Genomic DNA, 24,898 nt, shown 5'->3' on the forward strand with positions numbered 1-24,898 from the left:
CCCACGGCACGCGCGGGGGCCGGGACCGTCGGGGACGGTCCCGGCCCTTTCGTGTGTGAGGGCGCCCGGTGTTCGCGAGGGCGCTCAGATCACCGTGTCGCCCGAGCCGCCCGGCGACGACGCGGCGTCGGCCGGCGTGCTCCCCGGGCTCCCGGAGTCGGCCGGGGCGCTCGAAGCGGCGGGAGCGCCGGACGTGGCCGGGCCGCTGGCCGAGTTCGTGGTGCCGGACGGCGGCTCCTCGGAGGTCTCGGGCGGCGTCTCCGGCGCGGACGGGCTGCTGGAGTGGGACGGGGTGTCCGACGGGCTCGTCGAGGTGCCGCCCGTCGGCGACGAGCCTCCCGAGGAGGACGACGGCTTCGGAGACCCCGGCCTGGTCGGAGAGCCGGACGTCGTCGGCGACCCGCCGTCGTCCGTGCCGCCGCCCTTGCCGCCGCCGTCGTCGCCCCCTTGACCGGTACCCGTCCCCGTCGTCCCGCTCGGACCGGACGACGGCCCGGCCGTGCCCGCCGGGTCCGCCGGGTCGTCCGCCGTGCCGTAGGTGCCGTCGGGGCCCGGGTCGGTCGGGCGGCTGGTGGCCGTGCCCGTGTCGCCGCCCCCGCCGGTGCCGCCGCCCGTGCCGTCCTGCGGGACATCCGCGCCGAGGCCGCCGTCGTCGGCCTGGCCGGCGGACGGGTTGACGCCGACGTTGTCGGACGGGTCGTTCGCGTCGTTGTGCGAGGTCGCGCCGAGCGTCACCACCGTGCCGAGGACGGCCGCGAGCAGCGCGCCCGCGCCCGCCGCCACGAGGTTGCGCCGGGCCATCCCCTTGAGCCCCACCCGGTGCCGGGACTTGGCACCGACGCCCGGGGTTCCCGGCGTAGCGGCCGGGGGGTAGGACGCCGCGGCCGGGGCGTACGGCGCGGACGACGAGGGCTGGTAGGTGACCAGCGTCGAGGACTCACCGCCGGGCGACTGGAGCATGGGGAACGGCGCGGGGACCCCGCCGGACGGCGACGCCGGCCCCTCGGGGCGCGCGTCGGCCGCGTCCTCGCCCGCCGGCAGCGCGAGCAGTCCCGACGCCGTACCGGAGCGGTCGGCGACCAGGGCGAGGGCGCGGCGGCCGGCGACGGCGCCGCGCTTGTCGGAGAGCGCGCCGCGCAGGCCGATGGAGGCCTCCAGCTCCGCGCGGGCCCTGTCCAGCCGGTCGCCGCAGAGCGCGAGGACGCCCAACTCGTGGTGGAAGTAGGCCTGCTCGGCGACCTCGCCGGCCAGCCGGGACGCCTCGGAGCCGTACCGCAGCGCCCGCTCCCAGGCGCCCCAGTTGAGTCCGGCGGCGAACGCGGGCGCGGCCGTGCGGGCGAGTCGCAGGGCGATGGACTCCTCGCCCTCGCCGAGCGGCGCCGTGGCCGGCACGAGCACGGCCAGCGCGGCGAGCACGGCGTCCGCCTCGGTGCTCACCCGCTCCGGGGTGACCGAGGGGTGCCCGGCCCACCAGGCGTAGTGCCGGGCGGCGGCACGCGCCTGCTCCTCGGCGTCGGCGCCGTATCCGGCGGCCTCCAGCTGGGTGAGCACCCCGGCGGCGAGCCGGTAGCGGGCGCCGACCGGGGAGACCAGGCCGCAGCCCGCCAGCTCGCCGAGGGCGGCGTCGGCGTGGGTGTCGCCGACCAGGGCGGGCAGATGCGCCTGGTGGGGCACCTCGCCGCCGAGCGCGACGGCGAAGCGCAGGGTGGCGCGGGCGGAGGCGCTGAGCCGGGAGGCGAGCAGCGGGGCGGGCGCGGCGGCGTCCCCCAGCGAGGGCAGCGGCACCTCGTCGGCGGTGTCGTCGCCGGGGGCGGCGTCCTCGGGCGCCGCCTCGGCGAAGACGCCGAACTCCTCGACGGCGCTGGTGCCGGCCCGCAGCCGGTCGCGCTGGCGCAGCAGCGCGCCGGCCTGGACGAAGCGCAGCGGCAGGCCCTCGGACTCGAACCAGAGGTCGCCGGCCCAGCGGGTCTCCTCCTCGGTGAGGACCCGGCCGACGCCGCGCTCGATGATCTCGACGCCGGCGGCCCGGTCGAGGCCGCCGAGGACGACCTCCTCGACGCCGGAGTCGGCGGACGGCGCGGGCACGTCGGGGGTGGCGGCGACGAGGAAGGCGCACTCGGGGGTCGCGTCGAGGAGTTCGTCGAGCGCGGCGCCGCCGAACTCGATGTCGTCCACGATGACGACGGCGCCGATCTCCCGGACGTGGGCGAGGAGTTCGTCGCGGCCGGGGCGGTGCAGGGGGGCGCTGTGGACGGCGTGGAAGAGGTCGTGCAGCAGCTCGGTCGCGGTGCGGCGGTGGCCGCAGAGGCGGACCACGCCGTCGGGGGCGAGGTCGGCGCAGTCCTCGGCGACGAGGTCGAGGAGGCTGGTGCGACCGGAGCCGCCGGGGCCGGTGAGGCGTACGGTGCGGCCGCGGGCGAGCAGCCGGACCAGGCGCTCGCGTTCGTCCTGGCGGTCCACCAGCGGCTCGGCGGACGGGGCCGGTCCGGGCGGGACGGGCGGCCGGGCGGCGCGGTCGGCATCGGCGCGCTCGGCCCGGTCGCGGCGGCGCGGCGGCGCGGGGCGCTCGCCGGGCGGGCAGACCTCGATCTCGCTGCCGTCGACGGGGTTCACCGTGAGCAGGAAGTCGCCCGCGACGACCCGCACCGTGCGGGCCAGGGCGGGCGCGTGCGGGGTGAAGTCGGCGGCGCGGGTGTCCCGGGGCGGGCGCGGGCCGGGTGCGTGACCGTCGCCGTCGGGGCCCATGTCGTCGGGCTCCCGGGTGTTCGGGTCCATGGGTTCCATCGGTTCCAAGCCCCCAAAAGCGGTGTGCTCTTCGAGCCCTCCCGGCCTTGCTGCACGCTGTCGCTTCTGGTCCGGGCCCGCTCGAGGGTCGCTGAGCAGCGGGCGACCGAACCCTAAACCTTCGCACAGTATCTACGACAGCCCGGGGTACCGCGCCGCCCGCAACGTCACGGTCTCGTGAGGATTGCGCGCGTCGTACGGTTCGGCGTCGTCCGCCCGGGTCTCCCGCGTCGCCCGCTTCACACCCGTACGGGGTCATCCCGTACAGGGTCATCCCGTACGGGCCGGCCGGAGGGGTCTTCCCGTACGGGCGTTTCCCGTACGGCGCTTCCTAGACGCGGGGCAGGGACTCCACGCCGATGCCGCCCTCGATCGCGAGGATGCGGTGCAGCCGGGTGGCCACCAGCAGGCGCTGCATCTGCGGCGGCACGTCGCGCAGCACGAGCCGCCGGCCGCAGCGGCCGGCCCGCCGGTGGACGCCCATGATCACGCCGAGTCCGGTGGCGTCCCAGGAGTCCAGCTCGGAGAGGTCGAGGACCAGGTCGCCCACGCCGTCGTCCACGGCCGAGTGCAGGGCCGTACGGGCGTCCGCCGCGCTGCGGACGTCGAGGCGGCCCCCGACGACCACCTGGGCGTGGTCGCCCCTGATGTACATATGCGCTCCCCGGGAATGCGGTGGCGTGCTCCGTTTGACGATGTGGCTGTGCAACCTCTGACTGCGTGTGCGGCGGTGCGGTTGCTGCCTGGTGGCGAACCGATACCGAATTCACCCCAAGGGGTGATCCGGGTAGCGCCCGTGCGGTCTCAGTGCTTGTAGAAGCCCTGCCCGCTCTTGCGGCCGATGTCACCGGCGTCCACCATCCGGCGCATCAGCTCCGGCGGGGCGAACTTCTCGTCCTGGGTCTCGGTGTAGATGTTGCCGGTGGCGTGCAGCAGGATGTCGACGCCGGTCAGGTCCGCGGTGGCGAGCGGGCCCATGGCGTGGCCGAAGCCCAGTTTGCAGGCCAGGTCGATGTCCTCGGCGGTGGCCACGCCCGACTCGTACAGCTTGGTCGCCTCCACCACGAGGGCGGAGATGAGGCGGGTGGTGACGAAGCCGGCCACGTCGCGGTTGACGACGATGCAGGTCTTGCCGACGGACTCGGCGAACTCCCGCGCGGTGGCGAGGGTTTCGTCGCTGGTCTTGTAGCCGCGGACCAGTTCCACGAGCTGCATCATCGGCACCGGCGAGAAGAAGTGCACGCCGACGACGCGCTCCGGGCGCTCGGTCACGGCCGCGATCTTGGTGATCGGGATGGCGGAGGTGTTGGAGGCGAGCACCGTGTCCTCGCGCACCAGCTTGTCGAGGGTGCGGAAGATCTCGTGCTTGACCTCCAGCTTCTCGAAGACGGCCTCGACGACGACGTCGGCGTCCGCGGCGGCGTCCAGGTCGGTGGTGGTGGTGATGCGGGCGAGGGCGGCCTCGGCGTCGTCGGCGGCGAGCTTGCCCTTGGCGACGAACTTGTCGTAGGACGCCTTGATGCCGTCGGTGCCACGCCTGAGCGCCTCGTCGGTGACGTCCCGCAGGACGACGTCCCAGCCCGCCTGCGCGGAGACCTGGGCGATGCCGGAACCCATGAGGCCGGCTCCGATGACGGCGAGCTTGCGTGCCACTGACGACTCCCCTGGTGAGCGTGATGAACGTGTCGGACGTGCCTGGACGTGTCGGACGGGACGGTCGCGCGGGCCGTGCGGATCGCGCTGGACGACCGGTGGCGACCGTGCGAGCGGCCGGCGGCGGGCGCGGGACGGCTCACACACTGTTCTCGTACGACTCCTGAGCGGACACTAGCGCTCGTACGGGGCTGTGTGACCGGTAAGTAACGCGCGTCACGTCTCAGATGACGGACATCACACCGGCATGGGTCACTGCACGCCCCGGACGGCGTAGTTGGGCGGCTTCCCGCTCAACACGTCCTCGGTGACGGCCGACACAGGCACACGTCGTCGCGGCCCCGGCGAAACTAGGGCCTCTCGTTTGGAGCAGGCCGGGCTCGCGGGCCCTGGCACCGCACCTCGCCGCGTTGTCGTCGGTTGCCATGGCTCCGCCATGACGCCCTCCTCCGCCTTACGATGCACGGCACCAGACCCCGCTCCCTGATCCGGCCTGCTCCAAACGAAAGACCCTAGGCTGGTCGCATGGTCAATCTGACGCGCATCTACACCCGGACCGGGGACAAGGGCACCACCGCCCTCGGCGACATGAGCAGGGTCGCCAAGACCGACCTGCGGATCTCGGCGTACGCCGACGCCAACGAGGCGAACGCGGTGATCGGCACGGCGATCGCCCTCGGCGGCCTCGACGCGGACATCGTCAAGGTCCTCGTCCGTGTGCAGAACGACCTGTTCGACGTGGGCGCGGACCTCGCCACGCCGGTGGCCGAGAACCCGGAGTACCCGCCGCTCAGGGTCGAGCAGTTCTACGTCGACCGGCTGGAGGCGGACTGCGACCGCTTCAACGAGGAGCTGGAGAAGCTGCGCTCGTTCATCCTGCCCGGCGGCGCCCCGGGCGCGGCCCTGCTGCACCAGGCGTGCACGGTGGTCCGCCGCGCGGAACGCTCCACGTGGGCGGCCCTGGAGGTGCACGGCGACACCATGAACCCCCTCACCGCCACCTACCTCAACCGCCTCTCCGACCTCCTGTTCATCCTGGCCCGCACGGCCAACAAGGCCACGGGCGACGTGCTGTGGGTGCCGGGGGGCGAACGGGAGTGACACCGGGGGCGTAAGGGACGCCCGCCCGGCCCGTAGTGGGGCGTCCCCCGGCCCGCAGGGGGGCGTCCCCGGTCCGTAGGGAACGTCCCCCGGACCCGTAAGGGGCGCGCGCCGGGCCCGCGAGGCTGTCGCCGGGCCGTAGGGGCTGTCCGCCGGCCCGCAGAGGGTGTCCGCCAGGCCCGTAGGGGGTGTCCGGCGGGCGGGGCGGACGCGGCTTCCGGGCCGCCGGGCCCGGTCGCGTACCCGCCCGCGCACTCCGCCCGCCCGCGTACCCCGCCCCGCCGTGAGGGCGCGCACGGGCGGTGCTACTCGCCGCCCTTGCTCAGCGCCCGCGTCAGCGCCGCGCCCACCTCCCGGGTGAGGCCCGACTCGCAGGGAATGCCGAGGGTTTCGGCGAGCGGCTTGGTGTGCAGGTCGGCGAGGGCCTCGGTGAGGTCGGCGAAGGACTCGGCGGCGTCGCGGCCCCGCCCGACGGCCGTCACCGCGGTCAGCAGGCCGATCACCACGGCCGGCCACCACCACGCCCCCAGCGCGAGGTACGCCGCCGACCAGGCCAGCAGCCGCGCGGCCGAGGTGAACGCGGCGCGGGCCGCGGTGAGTTCGGCGCGGGCGCCGTCGGGGGCGAGGAGCCACAGGTGGGGCCAGGCGGCGGCGAGGTCGAGACGGTAGGCGCGCCAGACGCGGCGCTCGGGCGCGGTGACGCGGTCGCCGGTCCAGAACGGGTGCCGGGGCGCGGCGAGCGCGACGCGGTCGCGGGCGGCGTGCAGGCGTTCGGCTTCGCCGGTGAGCCGGTCCGCGTCGCCGGCGCCCGCGATCGTGGCGCGTCCGGCGGCCACCAGCGCGGTGCGGTAGGCGCTGTCGGCGGCCTGCCAGCGCTGTAGCCGACGCCGTGTCAGCCACGTGGTGACCGGTCCGCGCGGTGCGGTGAGCCAGGCCTTCTCCAGCCAGGTCCCCACCGCCTGCACGGCGGCCCCGGTGGCGGCGGCCCCGGCCAGCACGGCGAGCGCGGCCAGGACGACGGTCCCCGGGCTGTGCGCGCCGGGCGCGCCGGACAGGGCGTCCAGCCGGGCGCGCAGCCGTCCGGCGTCGTGCCAGTGGCGGCGGCCGAGGGTGACGGCGACCGCGGCGGTCATCAGGTAGATCAGGCCGGGGACCGCGAGGAGGGCCAGCCAGCGTTCGGCGAGCTTGCCGCCGAGGGCGTTGAGGAAGGCGTTCACGGCCGCAGGGTGATCTCGCGCAGCGGCCGTTCGAAGACCTGACAGTGCGCGGGCCGCCCGGCGCCGGGTTCGGGCGCCTCGACGCGGGAGCAGTGGCCGAGGGGGCAGGCGAGCACGTACAGCGGCGGGTGTCCGTGGCCGCCGCCGGGCAGCCGCCGGTAGGCGCCGGGGGTGGTGCGGTACGAGCCGAGGCCGGCGCTGTGCCCGGCGGCCAGCAGCAGTTCCTCCACCTCGTCGAAGCAGTCCTCCAGGTCCTGCGGCGGGCGGCCGGCGCGCACCTCGGCGAGGATGCCGTCGACGAGTTCGCGCATGCGCGCGTCCGCGGTGAGTCCGTCCGGCGCGGCCATCAGCCTGCGGCACAGCTGTGCGAGCCGTTCGTGGCCCGGTCCCGGTTCCACCGTCATCCCGCCCGTCCCCTCCGTGCGCAGCGCGCCCCAGCATAACGGCGGTGTGACGCCGGGTAGTTGTCCGGTTGGATATCGTGAGGCGTCGTCATCGGCGCGAGGGGGGGCCGGTCATGTCGTACGGCAACGGAGCCGGGCCGCGGGACGCGGAGCGGACGGCGGGCGAACTGCTGGACCGGTTCCGGCACACCGGTGACCGCCGGGACGTCGACGGGGCGGTGGAGTGGTTCCGGACGGCGGTGCGCGAGGCCCCCGGCGAGCGTCTGCGGCACATCCGCGCGGCGAACCTGCGGATGGGCCTGTGGGTGCGGTGGCAGGCGCTGCGCGACGACCGCGACCGGGACGAGCTGATCGCGCTGGCCCAGGAGGCGGTGTCCGGCGGGACCGTGCCGCCGGCCGCGGAGGAGCAGGACCTGCTCTTCCTGGGCGCCGCGCTCGGCCACCGTTTCGAGCGCTCGCGGCGGCGCGAGGACCTGGAGCGGGCCGTCCAGGTGCTGCGCCGGGCGGCACAGGTGCCGCCGGACCGCGCCCGCAACCGCGGCGCCGCCCTCGATCTGCTCGGCCAACTGCTCCTGCTGCGCCACGATGCGGTGACCGACGACCCGCGCGACCTGGCGGCGGCCGAGGACGCCTTCCGTGCCGCGCTGCCCCATGTGCCGCCCGGTGAGCCGGACCGCCCGGAGGTGCTGCGCGGCCTCGCGCTGGCGCGGGAGCACGTCTTCCACCGCACGGGCGACGCCGAGGCGCTGCGGGAGGCGCTCGCACTGCTGCGCGAGGCGCTGGCCGGCTGCCCGCCCGGCGCGCCGCAGCGTGCGGCCGTGCTGCAGCTGCTCGTGTCGTCCCTGTGGACGTGGGCGGACGTCACGCCCGGGCGGTCCCCGGTGGACGAACTGCTCCGGCTCACCGGGGCCGCCCTGGCACAGGCCCCGCAGCGGGCGGACGATCCCGAGCGGCTGGCGGCGCTGACCGGGCTCGGCGTGGGGCTGCGGCTGGCCGCCGAGGACAGCGGCGACACCGAGGCGCTGCGCCGGGCGGCGGGGCTGCTGCGGGAGGCGGTCCGGCACACGCCCGAGGACAGCACCGACCTGCCGCACCGGCTCAACAGCCTGGGCAACGTCCTGCACCGCCTGGGCGCGCACACGGGCGACGCGGCCCTGCTGGACGAGTCCGTCCAGGCGCTGCGCGGGGCCGTGGCCGACTCGCCCGGCGACTCCTCCTTCCTCGCCAACCTCGCCGTCGCGCTGCGCGAGCGCTACCACCAGACCGGCGACCTGGACGCCCTGCGCGAGGCGGCCGGACTGGCCCGGCGGGCCGCCGACGCGGCCCGCGCGCCGCTGAAGGCCGCCGGCCACCTCGCCAACCTCGGGGTCGTTCTGCAGACTTGGTACGACCGCACCGGCGACCCCGAGGTGGCGGACGAGGCCGTGGCGGTGGCCCGTGAGGTGCTGGACCGCACCCCCGCCGACAGCCCCGAGCGGCCCGGCCGGGCCAATCACCTCGCCAACGCGCTGCGCGCCCGGTACGAGGCGGCGGGCGAGGCGGCGGACCTGGACGAGGCGATCGGGCTGCTGACGCGGACCGCCGACACCGTCCCCTACGGCGATCCCCAGCTCGCCCTGCTGCTGCACAACCTGGGCTCGGCGCTGCTGCGCGGGGCGCGGGCGGGCGACGACCCGGCGGTGCTGGGCCGGGCGGTCGCCACGCTCGGCCGGGCGGTGTGGGCGCCCTCGGGCGGGGAGACGGCGCACGCGGACCATCTGCGGACGTACGCCGACGCCCTGCGCACCCTGTACGAGAGGGACGGCGATCCGGGGGTGCTGCTCGCGGCCGAGGACGCCTACCGGCAGGTCGCCGCGCTCGGTTCCGTACCGGCGGCCCGCCGGATCGAGGCGGCCCGCGAGTGGGGCGCCGCGGCGGCGGACGGGGGCCGCTGGGAGGAGGCGGTGCGCGGCTACCGGCAGGCGGTGGAGCTGCTGCCGTTCAGCGTGACCCGGCGGCTGGCGCGCGGCGACCAGGAGCACCGGCTGGCCACCGTGCACGGGCTGGCCGCGGAGGCCGCGGCGTGCGCGGTCAACGCCGGGGACCCTCGACTGGCCGTGCTGCTGCTGGAGCAGGGCCGGGGCGTGCTGCTGTGGCAGGCCGTCGCGGCGCGCGGCGAGTGGCAGCGGCTGCACGACGCGCACCCGGAACTGGCCGCGCGGTTCCTGGAGTTGCGGGACCGCATCGAGGAGCTGGACGCACGGGAGGGCGACCGTCCGGCCGCCGCGCGGCACCGGATCGCGCCCGAGGGGCCGGCCGACGAACGGCACCGGCTGGCGGCCGAGTGGGAGCGGCTGGTCGCCGTCGTCCGCGCCCGGCCCGGCTTCGCCGGCTTCCTCGCCGCGCCCGCCCTGCCCGACCTGCTGGCCTGCGCCGACCGGGGGCCGGTGGTGTACGCGTACTGCGGCGTCCATCGCAGCGACGCGCTGGTGCTGCGCCCGGACGGCGTGCTGGTGGTGCCGCTGCCGCAGGTCACCCCGGAGGCGGTGGAGGAGCAGGTGGCGCGGCTGGACGGCGCGCTGACGGCGGCCACCGACCCGGCCGGGGAGCAGGGGGCGCAGCGGGTGCTCAGCGAGGTGCTGGCGTGGGCGTGGGACCGGATCGCCGAGCCGGTGCTCGAACGGCTCGGGCTGCTGGACGCGCCGGCCGGCGAGGAGTGGCCGCGGCTGTGGTGGTCGCCGGGCGGGGCGCTGGCCGCGCTGCCGCTGCACGCGGCCGGTCACCACGACGGGCGGCGCTCGGTCCTGGACCGGGTGGTCTCCTCGTACACGCCGACCGTGCGCGCGCTGGCGTACGCCCGCGCCCGGGCGGCCGGTCCGGTGCCGCCGGGGCGGCTGCTGGCGGTGGCGCAGGCCGAGACGCCGGGCGCCCGGCCGCTGGGCGGCGCCCGGCGGGAGGTGGCGGAGCTGGCGAAGCTGCTGCCGTTCGACCTGCTCACCGGGGCCGAGGCGACGCTGGCCCGGGTGCTGGCGGCGCTGCCCGCGCATCCGTACGCGCATTTCGCGTGCCACGGGGTGAGCGACCCGGACGACCCGTCCCGGGCGCGGCTGCTCGTCCACGACCACCAGGAGGCGCCGTTGACGGTGCGTCAGGTGGCGCGGCTGGATCTGCCGCGGGCGCGGCTCGCGGTGCTGTCGGCCTGCGAGACGGCGCGCGGCGCCGAACGGCTGGCGGACGAGTCGATCCACATCACCTCGGCGTTCCAGATCGCCGGCTACCCGCACGCGATCGGCACCCTGTGGCCGGTGCACGACGCGGTGGCGGTGCGGGTGACCCGGAGCCTGTACCGGTTCCTGCGCGCGGGGCGGCCCGTCGGGGCGCCGGGCCTGGACGCCGCGCGGAGCGCCGAGGCGCTGCACCACGCCGTCCGGGAGTGCCGCGCGGCCTTCCCGCGCACCCCCAGCCTGTGGGCGGCGCACGTGCACTCCGGAGCCTGACCGAGCACGCGAGTGGGACGCGGAAGGAGCTGATCCGAGATGGCCCGATGGTGGCGCGGCAGGTCCCGGGACGACGAGGGACCGACCGGCCCGGAGCCCGCGCCCGGGTCCGGGCGGGCGGCCGAGTCCGCGCCGGGAGGCGGTCCCGCGTGGGTCGTCACGCTGGGCGACGGGGAGGGGAACGAGCAGGAGATCGCCCGCGTCGGCATCCCTCCCGAGCAGTACTACGGCATGCGGTCCGACGCCGCCCTGGACCGGCTGGGACCCGACCACCCCGAGACGCTGACCGCCTTCCGCGACTACGCCCGGGTGCTCGCCCGGACGCCCGAGCACCGGGCGGAGGCCTGTGAGCGGATGGCGGAGGTGGCGCGGGCGCAGTGGCGGGTGCTGGGGCCCGACCACCCGGAGACCCTCGTCACCTCGGCCGACCTCGCCGATCTGCTCCAGGCGACCGGGGAGCTGAACCGGGCCGAGGGGGCGTGGCGGAGCGTGTGGAACGCCCGGGCCGAGCGGCTCGGCCGCGACCACGGCGACACCCTGGCCGCCGCGGTCCGCCTCGCCGAGGTGCTGGAGGCCCTGCACCGCGTGCCGGAGGGCACGGCGGTGCGCCGGGACGTCCTGGAACGCCGCCGGCTCGCCCTGGGCCCCGGCCACCCCGACACCCTCAGCGCCGCCAACGGCCACGCCATGTCCCTGATCAAGGGGGACCGCTGGGAGGAGGCGGAGCGGGAACTGCGCGAGCTGATCGGGCTGCTGGAGCGGCAGCCGGGGCGCGACGAGGAGATCCTGATGAGCGCGCGCGGCAACCTCGGCGCCGCCCTGTGCCGGCTCGGCCGGCTGCGCGAGGCGCGGTCGGTGCTGCGCTCGGTGCTGGCCGACCGGGAGCGGACCAAGGGGCCCGATCACCGGGACACCCTCTCGGTGCGCAACAACCTCGCCGCCGTGCTGCACGCCGAGGGCCGGTACCGGGAGGCCGCGGCGGAGCTGCGCGCGGTGGCGGCCGCCGACGTGCGCGTGCACGGCGAGGGCGCCCTGGAGACGCTGCGCGTCCTCGACAACCTGGCCAACGTCCTGATCGACGCCGGGGACCGCCAGGAGGCGGCGCGGCTGCTGCGCGGCTGCCTGGACGGCTACCGGCGGATCCTCGGCCCGTCCCATCCGCTGGCCCGCGCGGCCGCCGAACGCCTGGACTGGCTGCGCGACAACCCGTCATGAGCCTCGGGCCGGGCGTCCCCGGCCGGCGGCTTCCTGGGGAACAGCAGATACGTCAGGGCGGTCACCCCGTGGACCGCGGTGACCCACAGCGCGCTCCCCTGCCAGGACTTCAGCGGGGCGCTGCCCGGCCGGGCCGACGTACCAGACCGCCGCTTGGAGCAGGGCGAGGGTGACGGCGACGGGGATCGTGGCTAGTGAGGGCCTGGCCGACGTTCTGGTGCTGACCACGTTCGACCTGGACGAGTACGTGTTCGGCGCGCTGCGGGCGGGGGCCGCCGGGTTCCTGCTGAAGAACACGGAGGCGAGCGACCTGATCGAGGCGGTGCGGACGGTGGCGCGGGGCGAGGGACTGATCGCCCCGGCGGTGACCCGGCGGCTGATCGCCGAGTTCGCCGCGCGGTCCGCGCCGGAGCCGAGGCCCGTGCCCGAGGGGCCGGCGGCGCTCACCCCGCGCGAGCGGGAAGTGCTCGCTTGCCTCGGGCGGGGACTGTCGAACGCGGAGATCGCCGACCGGCTCCGGCTGGCGGAGGGCACGGTGAAGACGCACGTCAGCCGCCTGCTGGGGAAGCTGGAGCTGCGCAGCCGGCTGCAAGCGGCGGTGCCGGCGCAGGAGTTGGGCATCTAGCCGATCCGCCGCCCAACCTCCGCCAGAGTGGTCCAGACCTATTGACCCGTGGTCCAGACCTTTCTATTCTCGCGGCACTTGGGCATGGAGGCTCAGTCATGCCCCTGACACTCACACCCCCGACAAGGGAGGCGCAGCATGCGCTTCAGACACAGAGTGGCGGCAGGGCTCGCGACCCTGGTGCTCCCCATGGCCGGACTGGTCGCCCTCACCGGACCGGCCAGCGCGGCGGCCGACGCGGCGGCCACCGCCACCGCCACCTTCACCAAGACCAGTGACTGGGGCACCGGCTTCGGCGGTTCCTGGACCGTGAAGAACACCGGCGCCTCGGCGATCAGCTCGTGGACCGTGGAGTGGGACTTCCCCTCCGACACCAAGGTCACCTCCGCCTGGGACGCCACGGTCACCAACTCCGGCAACCACTGGACCGCCAAGAACGTCGGCTGGAACGGCTCCATCGCCCCCGGCGCCTCGGTCTCCTTCGGCTTCAACGGCTCCGGCCCCGGCTCCCCCTCCGGCTGCAAGCTCAACGGCGGCAGCTGCGACGGCGGCCCCAGCGTCCCCGGCGACAACCCGCCGAGCGCGCCGGGCACCCCGACCGCCTCCGGCGTCACCGACACCTCGGTGAAGCTCTCCTGGAGCGCGGCCACCGACGACAACGGCGTCAAGAACTACGACGTCCTGCGCGACGGCACGAAGGTCGCCACCGTGACGACGACCTCGTACACGGACAGCTCCCTGACCGCCGGCACCGACTACTCCTACAGCGTGCAGGCCCGCGACACCGCCGACCAGACCGGCCCGGTCAGCGGCTCCGTCGCCGTGCACACCACCGGCGGCGGTGGCACCACTCCCCCGCCCACCGGCGACAAGGTCAAGCTCGGCTACTTCACCGAGTGGGGCATCTACGGCCGCAACTACAACGTCAAGAACCTGGTGACGTCCGGCTCCGCGGCCAAGATCACGCACATCAACTACGCCTTCGGCAACGTCACCGGCGGCAAGTGCGCGATCGGCGACTCCTACGCCGACTACGACAAGGCGTTCACCGCCGACCAGTCCGTCAGCGGCACCGCCGACACCTGGGACCAGCCGCTGCGCGGCAACTTCAACCAGCTGCGCCAGCTGAAGGCCAAGTACCCGAACATCAAGGTGCTGTGGTCCTTCGGCGGCTGGACCTGGTCCGGCGGCTTCGGCGACGCGGCCAAGAACCCGGCCGCCTTCGCCCAGTCCTGCTACGACCTGGTGCACGACCCGCGGTGGGCCGACGTCTTCGACGGCATCGACATCGACTGGGAGTACCCGAACGACTGCGGTCTGACCTGTGACACCAGCGGCCCCGACGCCTTCAAGAACCTGATGGCCGCGCTGCGCGCCAAGTTCGGCAAGGAGCTCGTCACCGCCGCCACCACCGCGGACGGCTCGGACGGCGGCAAGATCGACCACACCGACTACGCCGGCGCCTCGCAGTACGTCGACTGGTACAACGTGATGACGTACGACTTCTTCGGCGCCTGGGACGCGAAGGGCCCGACCGCCCCGCACTCCCCGCTCACCTCCTACAGCGGCATCCCGAAGGCCGGCTTCACCACCGCCGACGCGCTGGCGAAGTTCAAGGCCAAGGGCGTGCCCGCCAAGAAGCTGCTGATCGGCATCGGCTTCTACGGCCGCGGCTGGACCGGCGTCACCCAGGACGCCCCCGGCGGCACCGCGACCGGCGCCGCGCCCGGCACCTACGAGGCCGGCATCGAGGACTACAAGGTCCTCAAGACCAGCTGCCCGGTCACCGGGACCGTCGCCGGCACCGCCTACGCCCACTGCGGCAGCAACTGGTGGTCCTACGACACCCCGTCGACCATCAAGTCGAAGATGGCCTGGGCCAACAGCCAGGGCCTCGGCGGCGCCTTCTTCTGGGAGTTCAGCGGCGACACCAGCGACGGTGAACTCGTGAACGCCCTCAGCAGCGGCCTGTCGTGAGCACAGCCCGCCCCGAGTGACACGGAAGCTCCCCCGGACCCGGTCCGGGGGAGCTTCTTCATGTCTGGGGTCCGTCCCTACGCCACGTTCACCCTCCCCCAACAGCTTCGCTGCCGGGGGGACCCCCACCCAGCGGGGCCCCGAACGTCGCTCTACGCGACGTTCACCCGCTGGCCGGGCGGGGCCGCCTCCAGCCAGGCGAGGAAGCCGGTCAGCGCGTCGTCGCTCATGGCCAGCTCCAGGCGGATGCCGCGGTGCACACAGGTGAGGATCACCGCGTCGGACAGCAGCGCCAGCTCCTCCTCACCCTCGGGCAGCCGGCGGCCGGCCACCTCGATCGACGCCCGCTCCAGGGTGCGGCGCGGGCGGGGGGCGTAGGAGAAGACGCGGAACCACTCGACGCGGTCGCCGTTGTAGCGGGCGACGCCGTAGCTCCAGCCCTTGCCGCTGGTGTCGGGCGTCTCGGGCACGTCCCAGCGCAGGCTGCAGTCGAAGGTGCCGCCGGAGCGCTGGATCAGCCGGCGCCGCAGCCCGAAGACGAACAGTCCCACCACCACGAGCGCGACCACGACCCCGCACACAGTCAGAGCGAGGACCATCGGCACCGACCTCCTCGTCTCCTAGGTAATGGAACGGAAAAAACACCCACATCCGCCTCAGCCGCGGCCGGTTCCGGATTGCTCCGGTACCGGCCGCGGCTGAGTGACGTCATCGCATCGGCGCTGGGTTCAGCGCGCCGCCGTCGCCGCCCGCAGGCGGACGTCGGCGCGGCGCTCGGCGGAGGCGTCGCCCTCCGCCTTGGCGCGCTCGAGCTCCCGCTCCACGCGCTGGACGTCGATCTCGTCCGACAGCTCGGCGACCTCCGCCAGCAGCGACAGCTTGTCGTCCGCGAAGGAGATGAAACCGCCGTGCACCGCGGCGACGACCGTCGCCCCGTCACTCGTACGGATGGTCACCGGGCCCGACTCCAGCACACCGAGCAGCGGCTGGTGACCGGGCATGACGCCGATGTCGCCGGACGTGGTGCGCGCCACGACCAGGGTGGCCTCGCCGGACCAGACCTGCCGGTCGGCGGCGACCAGCTCGACGTGCAGCTCAGCAGCCAAGGGAGGCTCCTCGGGTCACCACCCGGTGGGGTCACCGGGTGTTGGAAACAAGTCTAGTGGGCCGTGCGGCACCAAGTGCCCTGGCCCGCCCCCGGCAGGCCGGGGGCTTCGGGGGAAGTCCCCCGTGAGGCACAGCGTTGGGCGTGGGTGAGGGGGCGGGACGCCCCGCCCCCTCGGGTGTGGACCGTGCGGCCCACGGTGAGCCGACGGCTCAGGAGACGCCCAGCTCCTTGGCGTTCTTCTTCAGGTCCTCGAGACCACCGCACATGAAGAACGCCTGCTCCGGGAAGTGGTCGTACTCGCCGTCGCAGATCGCGTTGAACGCGGCGATCGACTCCTCCAGCGGCACGTCCGAACCGTCCACGCCGGTGAACTGCTTGGCGACGTGGGTGTTCTGGGACAGGAAGCGCTCCACGCGACGGGCCCGGTGGACGACGAGCTTGTCCTCCTCGCCCAGCTCGTCGATACCGAGGATCGCGATGATGTCCTGCAGGTCCTTGTACTTCTGCAGGATGTTCTTCACGCGCATGGCCGCGTTGTAGTGGTCCTGCGCGATGTAGCGCGGGTCCAGGATCCGGGACGTCGAGTCCAGCGGGTCCACGGCCGGGTAGATGCCCTTCTCGGAGATCGGACGGGACAGAACCGTCGTCGCGTCGAGGTGGGCGAAGGTGGTCGCCGGGGCCGGGTCGGTCAGGTCGTCGGCGGGGACGTAGATCGCCTGCATCGAGGTGATCGAGTGACCGCGGGTCGAGGTGATGCGCTCCTGGAGGAGACCCATCTCGTCGGCCAGGTTCGGCTGGTAACCCACCGCGGACGGCATGCGGCCGAGCAGCGTGGAGACCTCGGAGCCGGCCTGCGTGAAGCGGAAGATGTTGTCGATGAAGAACAGCACGTCCTGCTTCTGGACGTCGCGGAAGTACTCGGCCATGGTGAGGCCGGCCAGCGCGACGCGCAGACGGGTGCCCGGGGGCTCGTCCATCTGGCCGAAGACCAGCGCGGTCTTGTCGATGACGCCCGAGTCGGACATCTCCTCGATGAGGTCGTTGCCCTCACGGGTGCGCTCGCCGACACCGGCGAACACGGAGACACCGTCGTGGTTGTTGGCGACGCGGTAGATCATCTCCTGGATGAGCACCGTCTTGCCGACGCCGGCGCCGCCGAACAGACCGATCTTGCCGCCCTTGACGTACGGGGTCAGCAGGTCGATGACCTTGACGCCGGTCTCGAACATCTCGGTCTTCGACTCGAGCTCGTCGAAGTTCGGGGCCTTGCGGTGGATGGACCAGCGCTCGCCCGTGTACTGCTCGTCGACGTTCAGCACCTCACCGAGGGTGTTGAACACCTTGCCCTTGGTGAAGTCGCCGACCGGGACGGTGATGCCGTCGCCGGTGTCGGTGACCGGGGCCTGGCGGACCAGGCCGTCGGTGGGCTGCATGGAGATGGTGCGGACCAGGCCGTCACCCAGGTGCTGGGCGACCTCCAGGGTCAGCGTCTTGCGCTCGCCCTCGTTCGCCGGGTCGGCGACCTCGACGTGCAGGGCGTTGTAGATGTCCGGCATCGCGTCGACGGGGAACTCCACGTCGACGACCGGGCCGATGACCCGCGCGACGCGGCCGGTGGCCACGCCCGACGCAGCGGTCGGCTCAACAGTGGTGGTCATTAGTTGTCACTCCCCGCGGTCGCGTCGGCCAGGGCGCTCGCGCCACCGACGATCTCGCTGATTTCCTGGGTGATTTCGGCCTGGCGGGCCGCGTTGGCAAGACGGGAGAGCGTGTTGATCAGCTCGCCCGCGTTGTCGGTCGCCGACTTCATCGCGCGCCGCGTGGCGGCGTGCTTCGAAGCGGCCGACTGGAGCAGCGCGTTGTAGATGCGGCTCTCGACGTAGCGCGGCAACAGGGCGTCGAGGACGTCCTCCGCCGACGGCTCGAAGTCGTAGAGGGGAAGGATCTCGTCCTTCTTCCGCGTCTCGGCCGCGACCTCGTCCAGACGCAGCGGAAGCAGTCGGGGGCCGACCGCGGTCTGCGTCATCATCGAGACGAACTCGGTGTAGACGATGTGGAGTTCGTCCACGCCGCCGTCAGCCGTGTCCTTCTCGATGGCCTCGATCAGCGGCGCCGCGACCTTCTTGGCGTCCGCGTACGACGGCTCGTCGGTGAAGCCCGTGAACGACTCCGCGATCTTGCGCTCGCGGAAGTTGTAGTGGGCGACGCCGCGCCGGCCGACAATGTACGTGTCGACCTGCTTGCCCTCGCGCTCCAGGCGCTCGGTCAGCTGCTCCGCCGCCTTGATGGCGTTGGAGTTGAAGGCGCCGGCCAGACCGCGGTCGCTCGTGAGGAGCAGCACCGCGGCGCGGGTCGGGTTCTCCGCCTCCGTGGTCAGCGGGTGCTTGGTGTTCGAACCGGTGCCGACCGCCGTGACCGCGCGGGTCAGTTCCTGCGCGTACGGCGTGGAGGCCGCCACCTTGCGCTGCGCCTTGACGACGCGCGAGGCAGCGATCATCTCCATCGCCTTGGTGATCTTCTTGGTCGCGGTGACGGATCGGATGCGACGCTTGTAGACCCGGAGCTGGGCTCCCATGAGTCAGGTCCCTTCCTTACGTCACTTGGCGGCAGCGGCCGGAGTGTCCTCGCCGAGCAGCTTGCCGTCCGAGGTCTCGAACTGCTTCTTGAACTCCGCGATCGCGTCGGCGATGGCCGTGAGGGTGTCGTCGGACATCTTGCCGCCCTCGCGGATGGAGGTCATGAGGCCCTGCTCCTTGCGGTGCAGGTACTCCAGCAGCTCCTTCTCGAAGCGGCGGATGTCGGCGACCGGGACGTCGTCCATCTTGCCGGTGGTGCCGGCCCACACGGAGACGACCTGGTCCTCCGTGGACATCGGCTGGTACTGGTCCTGCTTGAGCAGCTCGACCATGCGCTGGCCGCGCTCCAGCTGGGACTTGGAGGCCGCGTCCAGGTCGGAACCGAAGGCGGCGAACGCCTCCAGCTCACGGAACTGGGCGAGGTCCACGCGCAGTCGGCCGGAGACCTGCTTCATCGCCTTGTGCTGCGCGCTGCCGCCGACTCGGGAGACGGAGATGCCGACGTTCAGCGCGGGGCGCTGACCGGCGTTGAACAGGTCCGACTCCAGGAAGCACTGGCCGTCGGTGATGGAGATGACGTTGGTCGGGATGAACGCCGAGACGTCGTTGGCCTTGGTCTCGACGATCGGCAGACCCGTCATCGAACCGGCGCCCATGTCGTCGGAGAGCTTCGCGCAGCGCTCCAGCAGACGGGAGTGCAGGTAGAAGACGTCGCCCGGGTAGGCCTCGCGGCCCGGCGGACGGCGCAGCAGCAGGGAGACGGCACGGTAGGCGTCGGCCTGCTTCGACAGGTCGTCGAAGATGATCAGGACGTGCTTGCCCTGGTACATCCAGTGCTGGCCGATGGCGGAACCGGTGTAGGGCGCCAGGTACTTGAAGCCGGCCGGGTCGGAGGCCGGGGCGGCGACGATGGTCGTGTACTCCAGCGCGCCGTTCTCCTCCAGCGCGCGGCGGACCGACGCGATGGTGGAGCCCTTCTGGCCGATGGCGACGTAGATGCAGCGGACCTGCTTGTTCGGGTCGCCGGTGCGCCAGTTGTCGCGCTGGTTGATGATCGTGTCGACGGCCAGGGCGGTCTTGCCGGTCTGGCGGTCGCCGATGATCAGCTGGCGCTGGCCGCGGCCGACCGGGGTCATGGCGTCGACGGCCTTGTAGCCGGTCTCCATCGGCTCGTGCACCGACTTGCGCTGCATGACCGTGGGGGCCTGCAGTTCGAGGGCGCGGCGGCCGTCGGTCTCGATCTCGCCGAGGCCGTCGATCGGGTTGCCGAGGGGGTCGACGACGCGGCCGAGGTAGCCCTCGCCCACGGCGACCGACAGGACCTCACCGGTGCGGGTGACCGGCTGGCCCTCCTCGACGCCGCTGAACTCGCCGAGGACGATGGCACCGATCTCGCGCTCCTCGAGGTTGAGGGCGAGGCCGAGGGTGCCGTCCTCGAACTTCAGCAGCTCGTTGGCCATGGCCGAGGGCAGGCCCTCGACCTTCGCGATGCCGTCGCCGGCAAGGGTGACCGTACCGACCTCCTCGCGCGAGGCCGCGTCCGGCTTGTACGACTGGACGAAGTTCTCCAGCGCGTCCCGGATCTCCTCCGGCCGGATCGTGAGCTCCGCCATCTGGGTTCCCTGCTCTCCTTGTTGGGCCCGAAGTTTCACTCGGGGGGGCATTCCACGAGTCTGGGACTCCCCCCGAAAAGAGGTGAATCCTCTGCACGGCCCAACCAGGGCCGTCGTGTACGTCTTGCGTGTTGAGTTGCTGCTAGCTCGCCATGCGGCGGGCGGCGTCGTCGAGCCGGTCCGCGAGCGAGCCGTTGATGATCTCGTCGCCGACCTGCACCCGGACTCCGCCGACCAGCTCGGGGTCCACGTCGAGGTTGAGGTGCATCTGGCGGCCGTAGAGCTTGCCGAGGGCGGCGCCGAGGCGTCGCTTCTGGGTGTCGCTCAGCGGGACCGCCGAGGTGACGACGGCGACCATGCGGCCCCGGCGGTCGGCGGCGAGCTTGGACAGGGACTCCAGTCCCGCTTCCAGGCTACGTCCCCGCGGCGCGGTCACAAGGCGCGTCACCAGACGCTCGGTGATCCGGTTGGCCCGGCCGCCGAGCAGGCGGTGCAGCAGCTCGGCCTTGGCCGTGGCGCCGGCGGCCCGGTCGGTCAGCGCGGCGCGCAGTTCGGTGCTGGAGGAGATGATCCGGCCGAAGCGGAACAGCTCGTCCTCGACCTCGTCGAGCGCGCCCCGCCGCTGGGCGGTGGTGAGGTCGGCGAGGTTCGCCAGCTCCTCCAGCGCGTCCACCAGGTCCCGGGACTGCGACCAGCGCGAGCGCACGGTGCCGGACACCACGTCCACGGTGGCCTCGCCGACCTGGCCGGCGAGCAGGCGCTGGACCAGCGCGGCCTTGGCGTCACCGGACTGCGCCGGGTCGGTCAGGACCCGACGCAGGCCGACCTCGCGGTGGAGCAGCGCCGTGACGGACGCCAGCTCGTCGGCGAGCCGCGCGGCGTCGACGGACGTGGAGTCCGTCAGCGCGTCGAGACGCTCACGTGCGGAGGTCAGGGCCTCGCGGCTCGCTCCGTTCATCGCGCCGCCTCGGCCTTCTCCTCGAGCTCGTCGAGGAAGCGGTCGATGACGCGGCTCTGCCGGGCGTGGTCCTCGAGGGACTCGCCGACGAGCTTGCCGGCCAGCTCGGTGGCGAGCTTGCCGACGTCCTGGCGGAGCGAGGACGCGGCGGCCTTGCGGTCGGCGTCGATCTGGGCGTGGCCGGCGGCGACGATCTCCTCGCGCTGACGCTGGCCCTCGGCCCGCATCTCGGCGATGAGCGCGGCGCCCTGCTCCTGCGCCTCCTGGCGCAGGCGCGCGGCCTCGTGCCGGGCCTCGGCCAGCTGCGCCTTGTACTGCTCAAGGACGCTCTGGGCCTCGACCTTCATGGCGTCGGCCTCTTCGATACCGCCTTCGATCGCCGCTCGGCGCTCCTCCAGAACCTTGTTGATGTTCGGGAGCAGCTTCTTCCAGAAGAAGAAGAACACGATGGCGAAGGCGATGGTGCCGACGAGCAGCTCGGGGCCGGCCGGGAGGAGCGGGTTCTGCTCGGTCTCCTCGGCCGCCAGCTGTGCCAGGTTGGCGATCACATCAGTGCCTTTCGTCGAAACGTGTCGGTGGGTGGCTGATTACCGACCGAACACGAACGGCATAACGATGCCGATGAGGGCGAGCGCCTCACAGAAGGCGAAGCCGAGGATCTGGTTGGCGCGGATCAGACCGGCGGCCTCGGGCTGGCGGGCCAGGGCCTGGGTGCCGTTACCGAAGATGATGCCGACGCCGATGCCGGGGCCGATGGCCGCGAGGCCGTAGCCGATGGAACCGAGGGAACCGGAGACGCCGGCGGCGAGGTCGATGGCAGCGGACATGCCGTTTCTTCCTTCTCTTTTACGGACCGGTGGGGGTTGGCCACCGGACGACTGGGGGGCGGGCAGGTGATGCGACTCAGTGGTGCTCGGCGAGAGCGCCCTGAACATAGGAGCAGGCCAGCAGTACGAAGACGTATGCCTGGACGGCCTGGACGAAAAGCTCGAACAGGATCATGGCGATCGTCATCACGAAGGAGACGCCGGCGCCGACGACCAGCCAGCTGTTGAGCAGGTACCAGGAGGCCACGGTGAACATGACCAGCATCAGGTGACCGGCGAACATGTTGGCGAAGAGTCGCACCGCGTGCGTGAACGGGCGGACCACCAGGTTCGAGAAAAACTCGATGACCATGACCAGCGGCAGCACGGCGCCGAGGGACTTGTCGTAACCCGTGACGTTCTTGAAGAAGCCGACGAAGCCGTGCTTCTTGAACGTGAGCGCGACCCAGGTGATGTAGACGATCGCGGCCAGCACCGCCGGGAATGCGATGACCGAGGCCACCGGGAACTGCGCCAGCGGGATCACGGACCAGATGTTCATGATCCAGATGAAGAAGAACAGCGAGACCATGAGCGGGACGTACTTCTCGCCCTCACGCTTGCCGAGGGTCTCGTAGACGATGCCGCGGCGCACGAAGTCGTAGCCGGCCTCACCGACCATCTGCAGCTTGCCGGGGACGACCTTGGCCTTGCCGAAGGCGGCCCAGAAGAAGCCGATGACGAGCACGGTGGTGATGAGCACCAGCAGCATCACCTTGTTGAACTCGAAGCCCCCGACCGTGGCGAGCGGCTTGAACAGGAAGGACTGCAGGCCCGGGGCCGGGAAGCCGCACCCGTTGTCGGACATGACCCGACAACTCCAGTCAAAGGCGAGCTGGGTCTGGTCAGCACTCACCGCGGACTCCTTCGGCATGACGCATGGGTACGGCAACCTCGTTGTGTCGGCGCGGCGCACGGCCGCGGATCGGCACCGGACTGGTGTGACGAATGTGGGGGCGGCTGGGGGGCATCGAGCTTCGCGATCGAGCAGGCGTCAGCTCAGCTGCCCGCGCCCGCGATGCCGCAGTTGGCACCGGACGATAGCAGGAGATCTCGCAAGCCTTTATCCCGCCCCTACCCCTCACGAGGACGGTCCCGTCTTCTCGCGCTTCTCGTCCTTCGCGTGGTCCGGATCGATGTAGAAGATCTTGGCCTTCATATGCGCACGGGCCTGCGCGCCCATCCATACGACGGTGGTGGCCACGAGCGCCGCGGCGAACGCCTTCGCGTTGAAGGCGGAGGTGTCCTTGAAGACGGCGACGAAGACGAGGAGGAGGAGCAGTTGGGCCATGTACAGCATCAGGCCCATCGCCTGGAACAGCTGCGGAAGCGTTTTCGCCGTCCACTGCAGCACGTAGAGGCCGATTCCCATGAACAGGACGGCCAGCACCGTGCCGATGGCCGCACCGAGCGCGCCCTGGCCCCCCGCGACCGCGGCGCTCACGGCGACGGCGATCACGCCCGCAGCCGCTGCGGGCGCAGCGATCTGCAGTAGGTTCCGGACGTCATTGGACGGCATGGCGGCAACTCCGCTTTCGCAGGGGGGCAGGGGTGTCGTCATGGACGAGCGTAGTCCCCGGTTCGAGAGAGGAACCTCTACGCCGGGGGACCCTTGCACTTGGCCCCTTCGGCTGCATCCCGGGTTCTCGTGAACGGTATCACAAACTATTTGATGCGGTCTTTACCAAGAGCGTGTGCTGGCTGTCACACATGAGAGTGACAGTGCGCGTCTGTGCAAAAACCGGGGCGACTTGTCTGGTATAAGCCGCTTCGCTCCCCCATGAATGGGCAACGCTTTAGTCAGATTCTTACCTTGGCGTCAGCGTGACGTTCCGGCTTTGCGCCCCTCGAGGAGCCGAGGACGGGCGCCGACGGCGGTCGCTCCGTTGACCCCGGCCACCCCCGCCGCCACCGGCGCGGGGTGCTCGCGGGCCACCCGGTTCCCGCTCGCCCCGCCGTCCTCGGGCGCCGCGGCGGCGGCCAGGCCCGCGGGCGAGGCCGCGTCCGGCGCCGTGGCCGCGGCGCGCCGGCGGCGGTAGCGCGGCGGCACGAACCGCTCGGCCCAGCGCGGGGCGCGCGGTGTGAAGCGCGGCAGCAGGAGCAGCACCAGACCGACGAAGCTGAGGAAGACGATGCCCAGCACGATCCACATGGACGCGGAGTTGACGGAGTAGCCGAGGGCGCCGAAGCCGATGACCGCGGCCCAGAAGTACATGATCAGCACGGCCCGGCTGTGCGAGTGGCCGATCTGGAGCAGCCGGTGGTGCAGATGGCCGCGGTCCGCGGCGAACGGCGACTGCCCGCGCCAGGTGCGCCGCACCACCGCGAAGACGAAGTCGCAGGCGGGGATGGCGATGATCGACAGCGGCATCAGCAGCGGGATGTAGACCGGCACCATCTGGTGCACCGCGTTGCGCTCGGACCCGGCGAACAGGCCGATCACGTCCGGGTCCACCTGCCCGGTCACCGAGATCGCGCCGGCCGCCAGCACCAGGCCGATGAGCATCGAGCCGGAGTCGCCCATGAAGATCCGCGCCGGATGCATGTTGTGCGGCAGGAAACCGAGGCACATGCCCATCAGCACGGCCGCGAACAGGGTGGCCGGGGCGGCGGCCTCGATGCCGTACGAGTACCAGATGCGGTAGGCGTACATGAAGAACGCGGCGGCCGCGATGCACACCATGCCCGAGGCCAGACCGTCCAGGCCGTCCACGAAGTTGACCGCGTTGATGGTGATGACGACCAGCGCCACCGTCAGCAGCGTGCCCTGCCACTGGGTCAGCGCCACCGTGCCCACACCCGGCACCGGCAGCCACAGGATCGTCAGACCCTGCATGACCATCACACCGGCGGCGATCATCTGGCCGCCCAGCTTGATCAGGGCGTCGATCTCGAACTTGTCGTCCAGCACGCCGATCAGCCAGATCAGGGCGGCCCCGGAGAGCAGCGCCCGCGGCTCGTTCGACTTCTCGAAGACCTCGTTCAGATTGGTGAGGTGGTCGGCGACCAGCAGCCCCGCGCACATGCCGAAGAACATCGCGATACCGCCGAGCCGCGGAGTGGGTTCCCGGTGCACGTCCCGCGCCCGGACCTCCGGCATCGCCCCCGCCACGATCGCGAACTTGCGCACCGGCCCGGTCAGCAGGTACGTCACCGCGGCCGTGACGCAGAGCGTCAGCAGGTATTCACGCACGGGCATTCCCCACAGGTCTCGCTGGCCATCTCAGCCCCACACACTAGCGACGCGGGCATATGTATGGGGACTTCCGGGTAGCGACGATGGTTGCACGTGTGGCTGTGTACCGTTTCCTCCCGGGTGCGTCTG

20 protein-coding genes and 1 pseudogene are annotated in these 24,898 nt (G+C 72.6%); 5 read left to right on the plus strand and 16 right to left on the minus strand.

Going from position 1 to position 24,898, the window contains the following annotated elements:
* Nucleotides 1-84 precede the first annotated feature (84 nt).
* The 3 genes from K7787_RS12030 to K7787_RS12040 all read right to left on the minus strand — a co-directional run bounded on the left by K7787_RS12030 (nt 85) and on the right by K7787_RS12040 (nt 4,437).
* Entirely contained in the window at nt 85-2,775 is a 2,691-nt protein-coding gene (locus K7787_RS12030) for an ATP-binding protein (protein WP_223001391.1), read from the minus strand.
* A 340-nt stretch (nt 2,776-3,115) separates the two neighbouring features.
* Nucleotides 3,116-3,439, minus strand: a complete 324-nt coding sequence (locus K7787_RS12035) for an STAS domain-containing protein (protein ID WP_009190652.1) — start codon at nt 3,437-3,439, stop codon at nt 3,116-3,118.
* A 149-nt stretch (nt 3,440-3,588) separates the two neighbouring features.
* Nucleotides 3,589-4,437, minus strand: a complete 849-nt coding sequence (locus K7787_RS12040) for a 3-hydroxyacyl-CoA dehydrogenase family protein (protein ID WP_009190651.1) — start codon at nt 4,435-4,437, stop codon at nt 3,589-3,591.
* Nucleotides 4,438-4,962: 525 nt separating this feature from the next.
* Between K7787_RS12040 and K7787_RS12045 the strand changes: the two genes are divergently transcribed.
* Nucleotides 4,963-5,538, plus strand: a complete 576-nt coding sequence (locus tag K7787_RS12045; protein WP_009190650.1) for a cob(I)yrinic acid a,c-diamide adenosyltransferase — start codon at nt 4,963-4,965, stop codon at nt 5,536-5,538.
* Between the two features lie 305 nt (nt 5,539-5,843).
* On the opposite strand, the gene K7787_RS12050 is transcribed toward K7787_RS12045, so the two are convergent.
* Both K7787_RS12050 and K7787_RS12055 read right to left on the minus strand, forming a co-directional pair.
* Nucleotides 5,844-6,755, minus strand: a complete 912-nt coding sequence (locus K7787_RS12050) for a hypothetical protein (protein WP_223001392.1) — start codon at nt 6,753-6,755, stop codon at nt 5,844-5,846.
* A complete protein-coding gene (locus tag K7787_RS12055; protein ID WP_223001393.1) occupies nt 6,752-7,159 on the minus strand; it encodes a hypothetical protein in 408 nt (135 codons plus the stop codon). Before K7787_RS12055 ends, K7787_RS12050 begins: the two co-directional genes overlap by 4 nt.
* 113 nt (nt 7,160-7,272) lie before the next feature.
* On the opposite strand from K7787_RS12055, the gene K7787_RS12060 reads away from it, so the two are divergent.
* The 4 genes and pseudogenes from K7787_RS12060 to K7787_RS12075 all read left to right on the plus strand — a co-directional run bounded on the left by K7787_RS12060 (nt 7,273) and on the right by K7787_RS12075 (nt 14,452).
* Nucleotides 7,273-10,635, plus strand: a complete 3,363-nt coding sequence (locus K7787_RS12060; RefSeq protein WP_223001394.1) for a CHAT domain-containing tetratricopeptide repeat protein — start codon at nt 7,273-7,275, stop codon at nt 10,633-10,635.
* A gap of 39 nt (nt 10,636-10,674) precedes the next feature.
* Complete coding sequence (locus K7787_RS12065; RefSeq protein WP_223001395.1) at nt 10,675-11,850, plus strand: tetratricopeptide repeat protein; 1,176 nt, start codon at nt 10,675-10,677, stop codon at nt 11,848-11,850.
* A 169-nt stretch (nt 11,851-12,019) separates the two neighbouring features.
* Nucleotides 12,020-12,475: pseudogene (locus K7787_RS12070) on the plus strand (LuxR C-terminal-related transcriptional regulator); the annotation flags it as partial.
* 138 nt (nt 12,476-12,613) lie between these two features.
* Nucleotides 12,614-14,452 (plus strand): glycoside hydrolase family 18 chitinase, encoded by a 1,839-nt coding sequence (locus K7787_RS12075; protein ID WP_009190644.1) that lies wholly within the window; start codon nt 12,614-12,616, stop codon nt 14,450-14,452.
* A gap of 152 nt (nt 14,453-14,604) precedes the next feature.
* Here K7787_RS12075 and K7787_RS12080 read toward each other — a convergent pair whose 3' ends face one another.
* The 11 genes from K7787_RS12080 to K7787_RS12130 form a co-directional block, all read right to left on the minus strand.
* Nucleotides 14,605-15,051, minus strand: a complete 447-nt coding sequence (locus K7787_RS12080; protein WP_223001397.1) for a DUF2550 domain-containing protein — start codon at nt 15,049-15,051, stop codon at nt 14,605-14,607.
* A 129-nt stretch (nt 15,052-15,180) separates the two neighbouring features.
* Nucleotides 15,181-15,558: a F0F1 ATP synthase subunit epsilon gene (locus K7787_RS12085; RefSeq protein WP_009190642.1), complete on the minus strand. Its 378-nt coding sequence runs from the start codon at nt 15,556-15,558 to the stop codon at nt 15,181-15,183.
* Nucleotides 15,559-15,769: 211 nt separating this feature from the next.
* Nucleotides 15,770-17,218, minus strand: coding sequence for a F0F1 ATP synthase subunit beta (gene atpD / locus K7787_RS12090; RefSeq protein ID WP_027758378.1), 1,449 nt, complete (start codon nt 17,216-17,218; stop codon nt 15,770-15,772).
* A complete protein-coding gene (locus K7787_RS12095) occupies nt 17,218-18,135 on the minus strand; it encodes a F0F1 ATP synthase subunit gamma (RefSeq protein ID WP_009190640.1) in 918 nt (305 codons plus the stop codon). Before K7787_RS12095 ends, atpD begins: the two co-directional genes overlap by 1 nt.
* A 21-nt stretch (nt 18,136-18,156) precedes the next feature.
* The gene (gene atpA / locus K7787_RS12100) at nt 18,157-19,749 is read right to left on the minus strand and encodes a F0F1 ATP synthase subunit alpha (protein ID WP_009190639.1); all 1,593 of its coding nucleotides are present in this window, start codon (nt 19,747-19,749) and stop codon (nt 18,157-18,159) included.
* 142 nt (nt 19,750-19,891) lie between these two features.
* Nucleotides 19,892-20,707 carry a F0F1 ATP synthase subunit delta gene (locus K7787_RS12105; protein ID WP_019983727.1) on the minus strand — a complete coding sequence of 272 codons (816 nt, stop codon included), beginning with the start codon at nt 20,705-20,707 and terminating at the stop codon, nt 19,892-19,894.
* Nucleotides 20,704-21,255, minus strand: a complete 552-nt coding sequence (locus tag K7787_RS12110) for a F0F1 ATP synthase subunit B (RefSeq protein WP_009190637.1) — start codon at nt 21,253-21,255, stop codon at nt 20,704-20,706. Before K7787_RS12110 ends, K7787_RS12105 begins: the two co-directional genes overlap by 4 nt.
* A 39-nt stretch (nt 21,256-21,294) precedes the next feature.
* Nucleotides 21,295-21,534, minus strand: coding sequence for an ATP synthase F0 subunit C (atpE, locus tag K7787_RS12115; RefSeq protein ID WP_009190636.1), 240 nt, complete (start codon nt 21,532-21,534; stop codon nt 21,295-21,297).
* Between the two features lie 76 nt (nt 21,535-21,610).
* Nucleotides 21,611-22,447 (minus strand): F0F1 ATP synthase subunit A, encoded by an 837-nt coding sequence (gene atpB / locus K7787_RS12120; protein WP_009190635.1) that lies wholly within the window; start codon nt 22,445-22,447, stop codon nt 21,611-21,613.
* Nucleotides 22,448-22,654: 207 nt separating this feature from the next.
* Nucleotides 22,655-23,092 (minus strand): Cg1360 family ATP-synthase-associated protein, encoded by a 438-nt coding sequence (locus tag K7787_RS12125; RefSeq protein ID WP_009190634.1) that lies wholly within the window; start codon nt 23,090-23,092, stop codon nt 22,655-22,657.
* 300 nt (nt 23,093-23,392) lie between these two features.
* Nucleotides 23,393-24,766 (minus strand): MraY family glycosyltransferase, encoded by a 1,374-nt coding sequence (locus K7787_RS12130; protein ID WP_009190633.1) that lies wholly within the window; start codon nt 24,764-24,766, stop codon nt 23,393-23,395.
* Between the last annotated feature and the right edge of the window lie 132 nt (nt 24,767-24,898).

It is taken from the genome of Streptomyces sennicomposti, from assembly GCF_019890635.1.
GTDB classification, from domain to species: Bacteria; Actinomycetota; Actinomycetes; order Streptomycetales; family Streptomycetaceae; genus Streptomyces; species Streptomyces sennicomposti.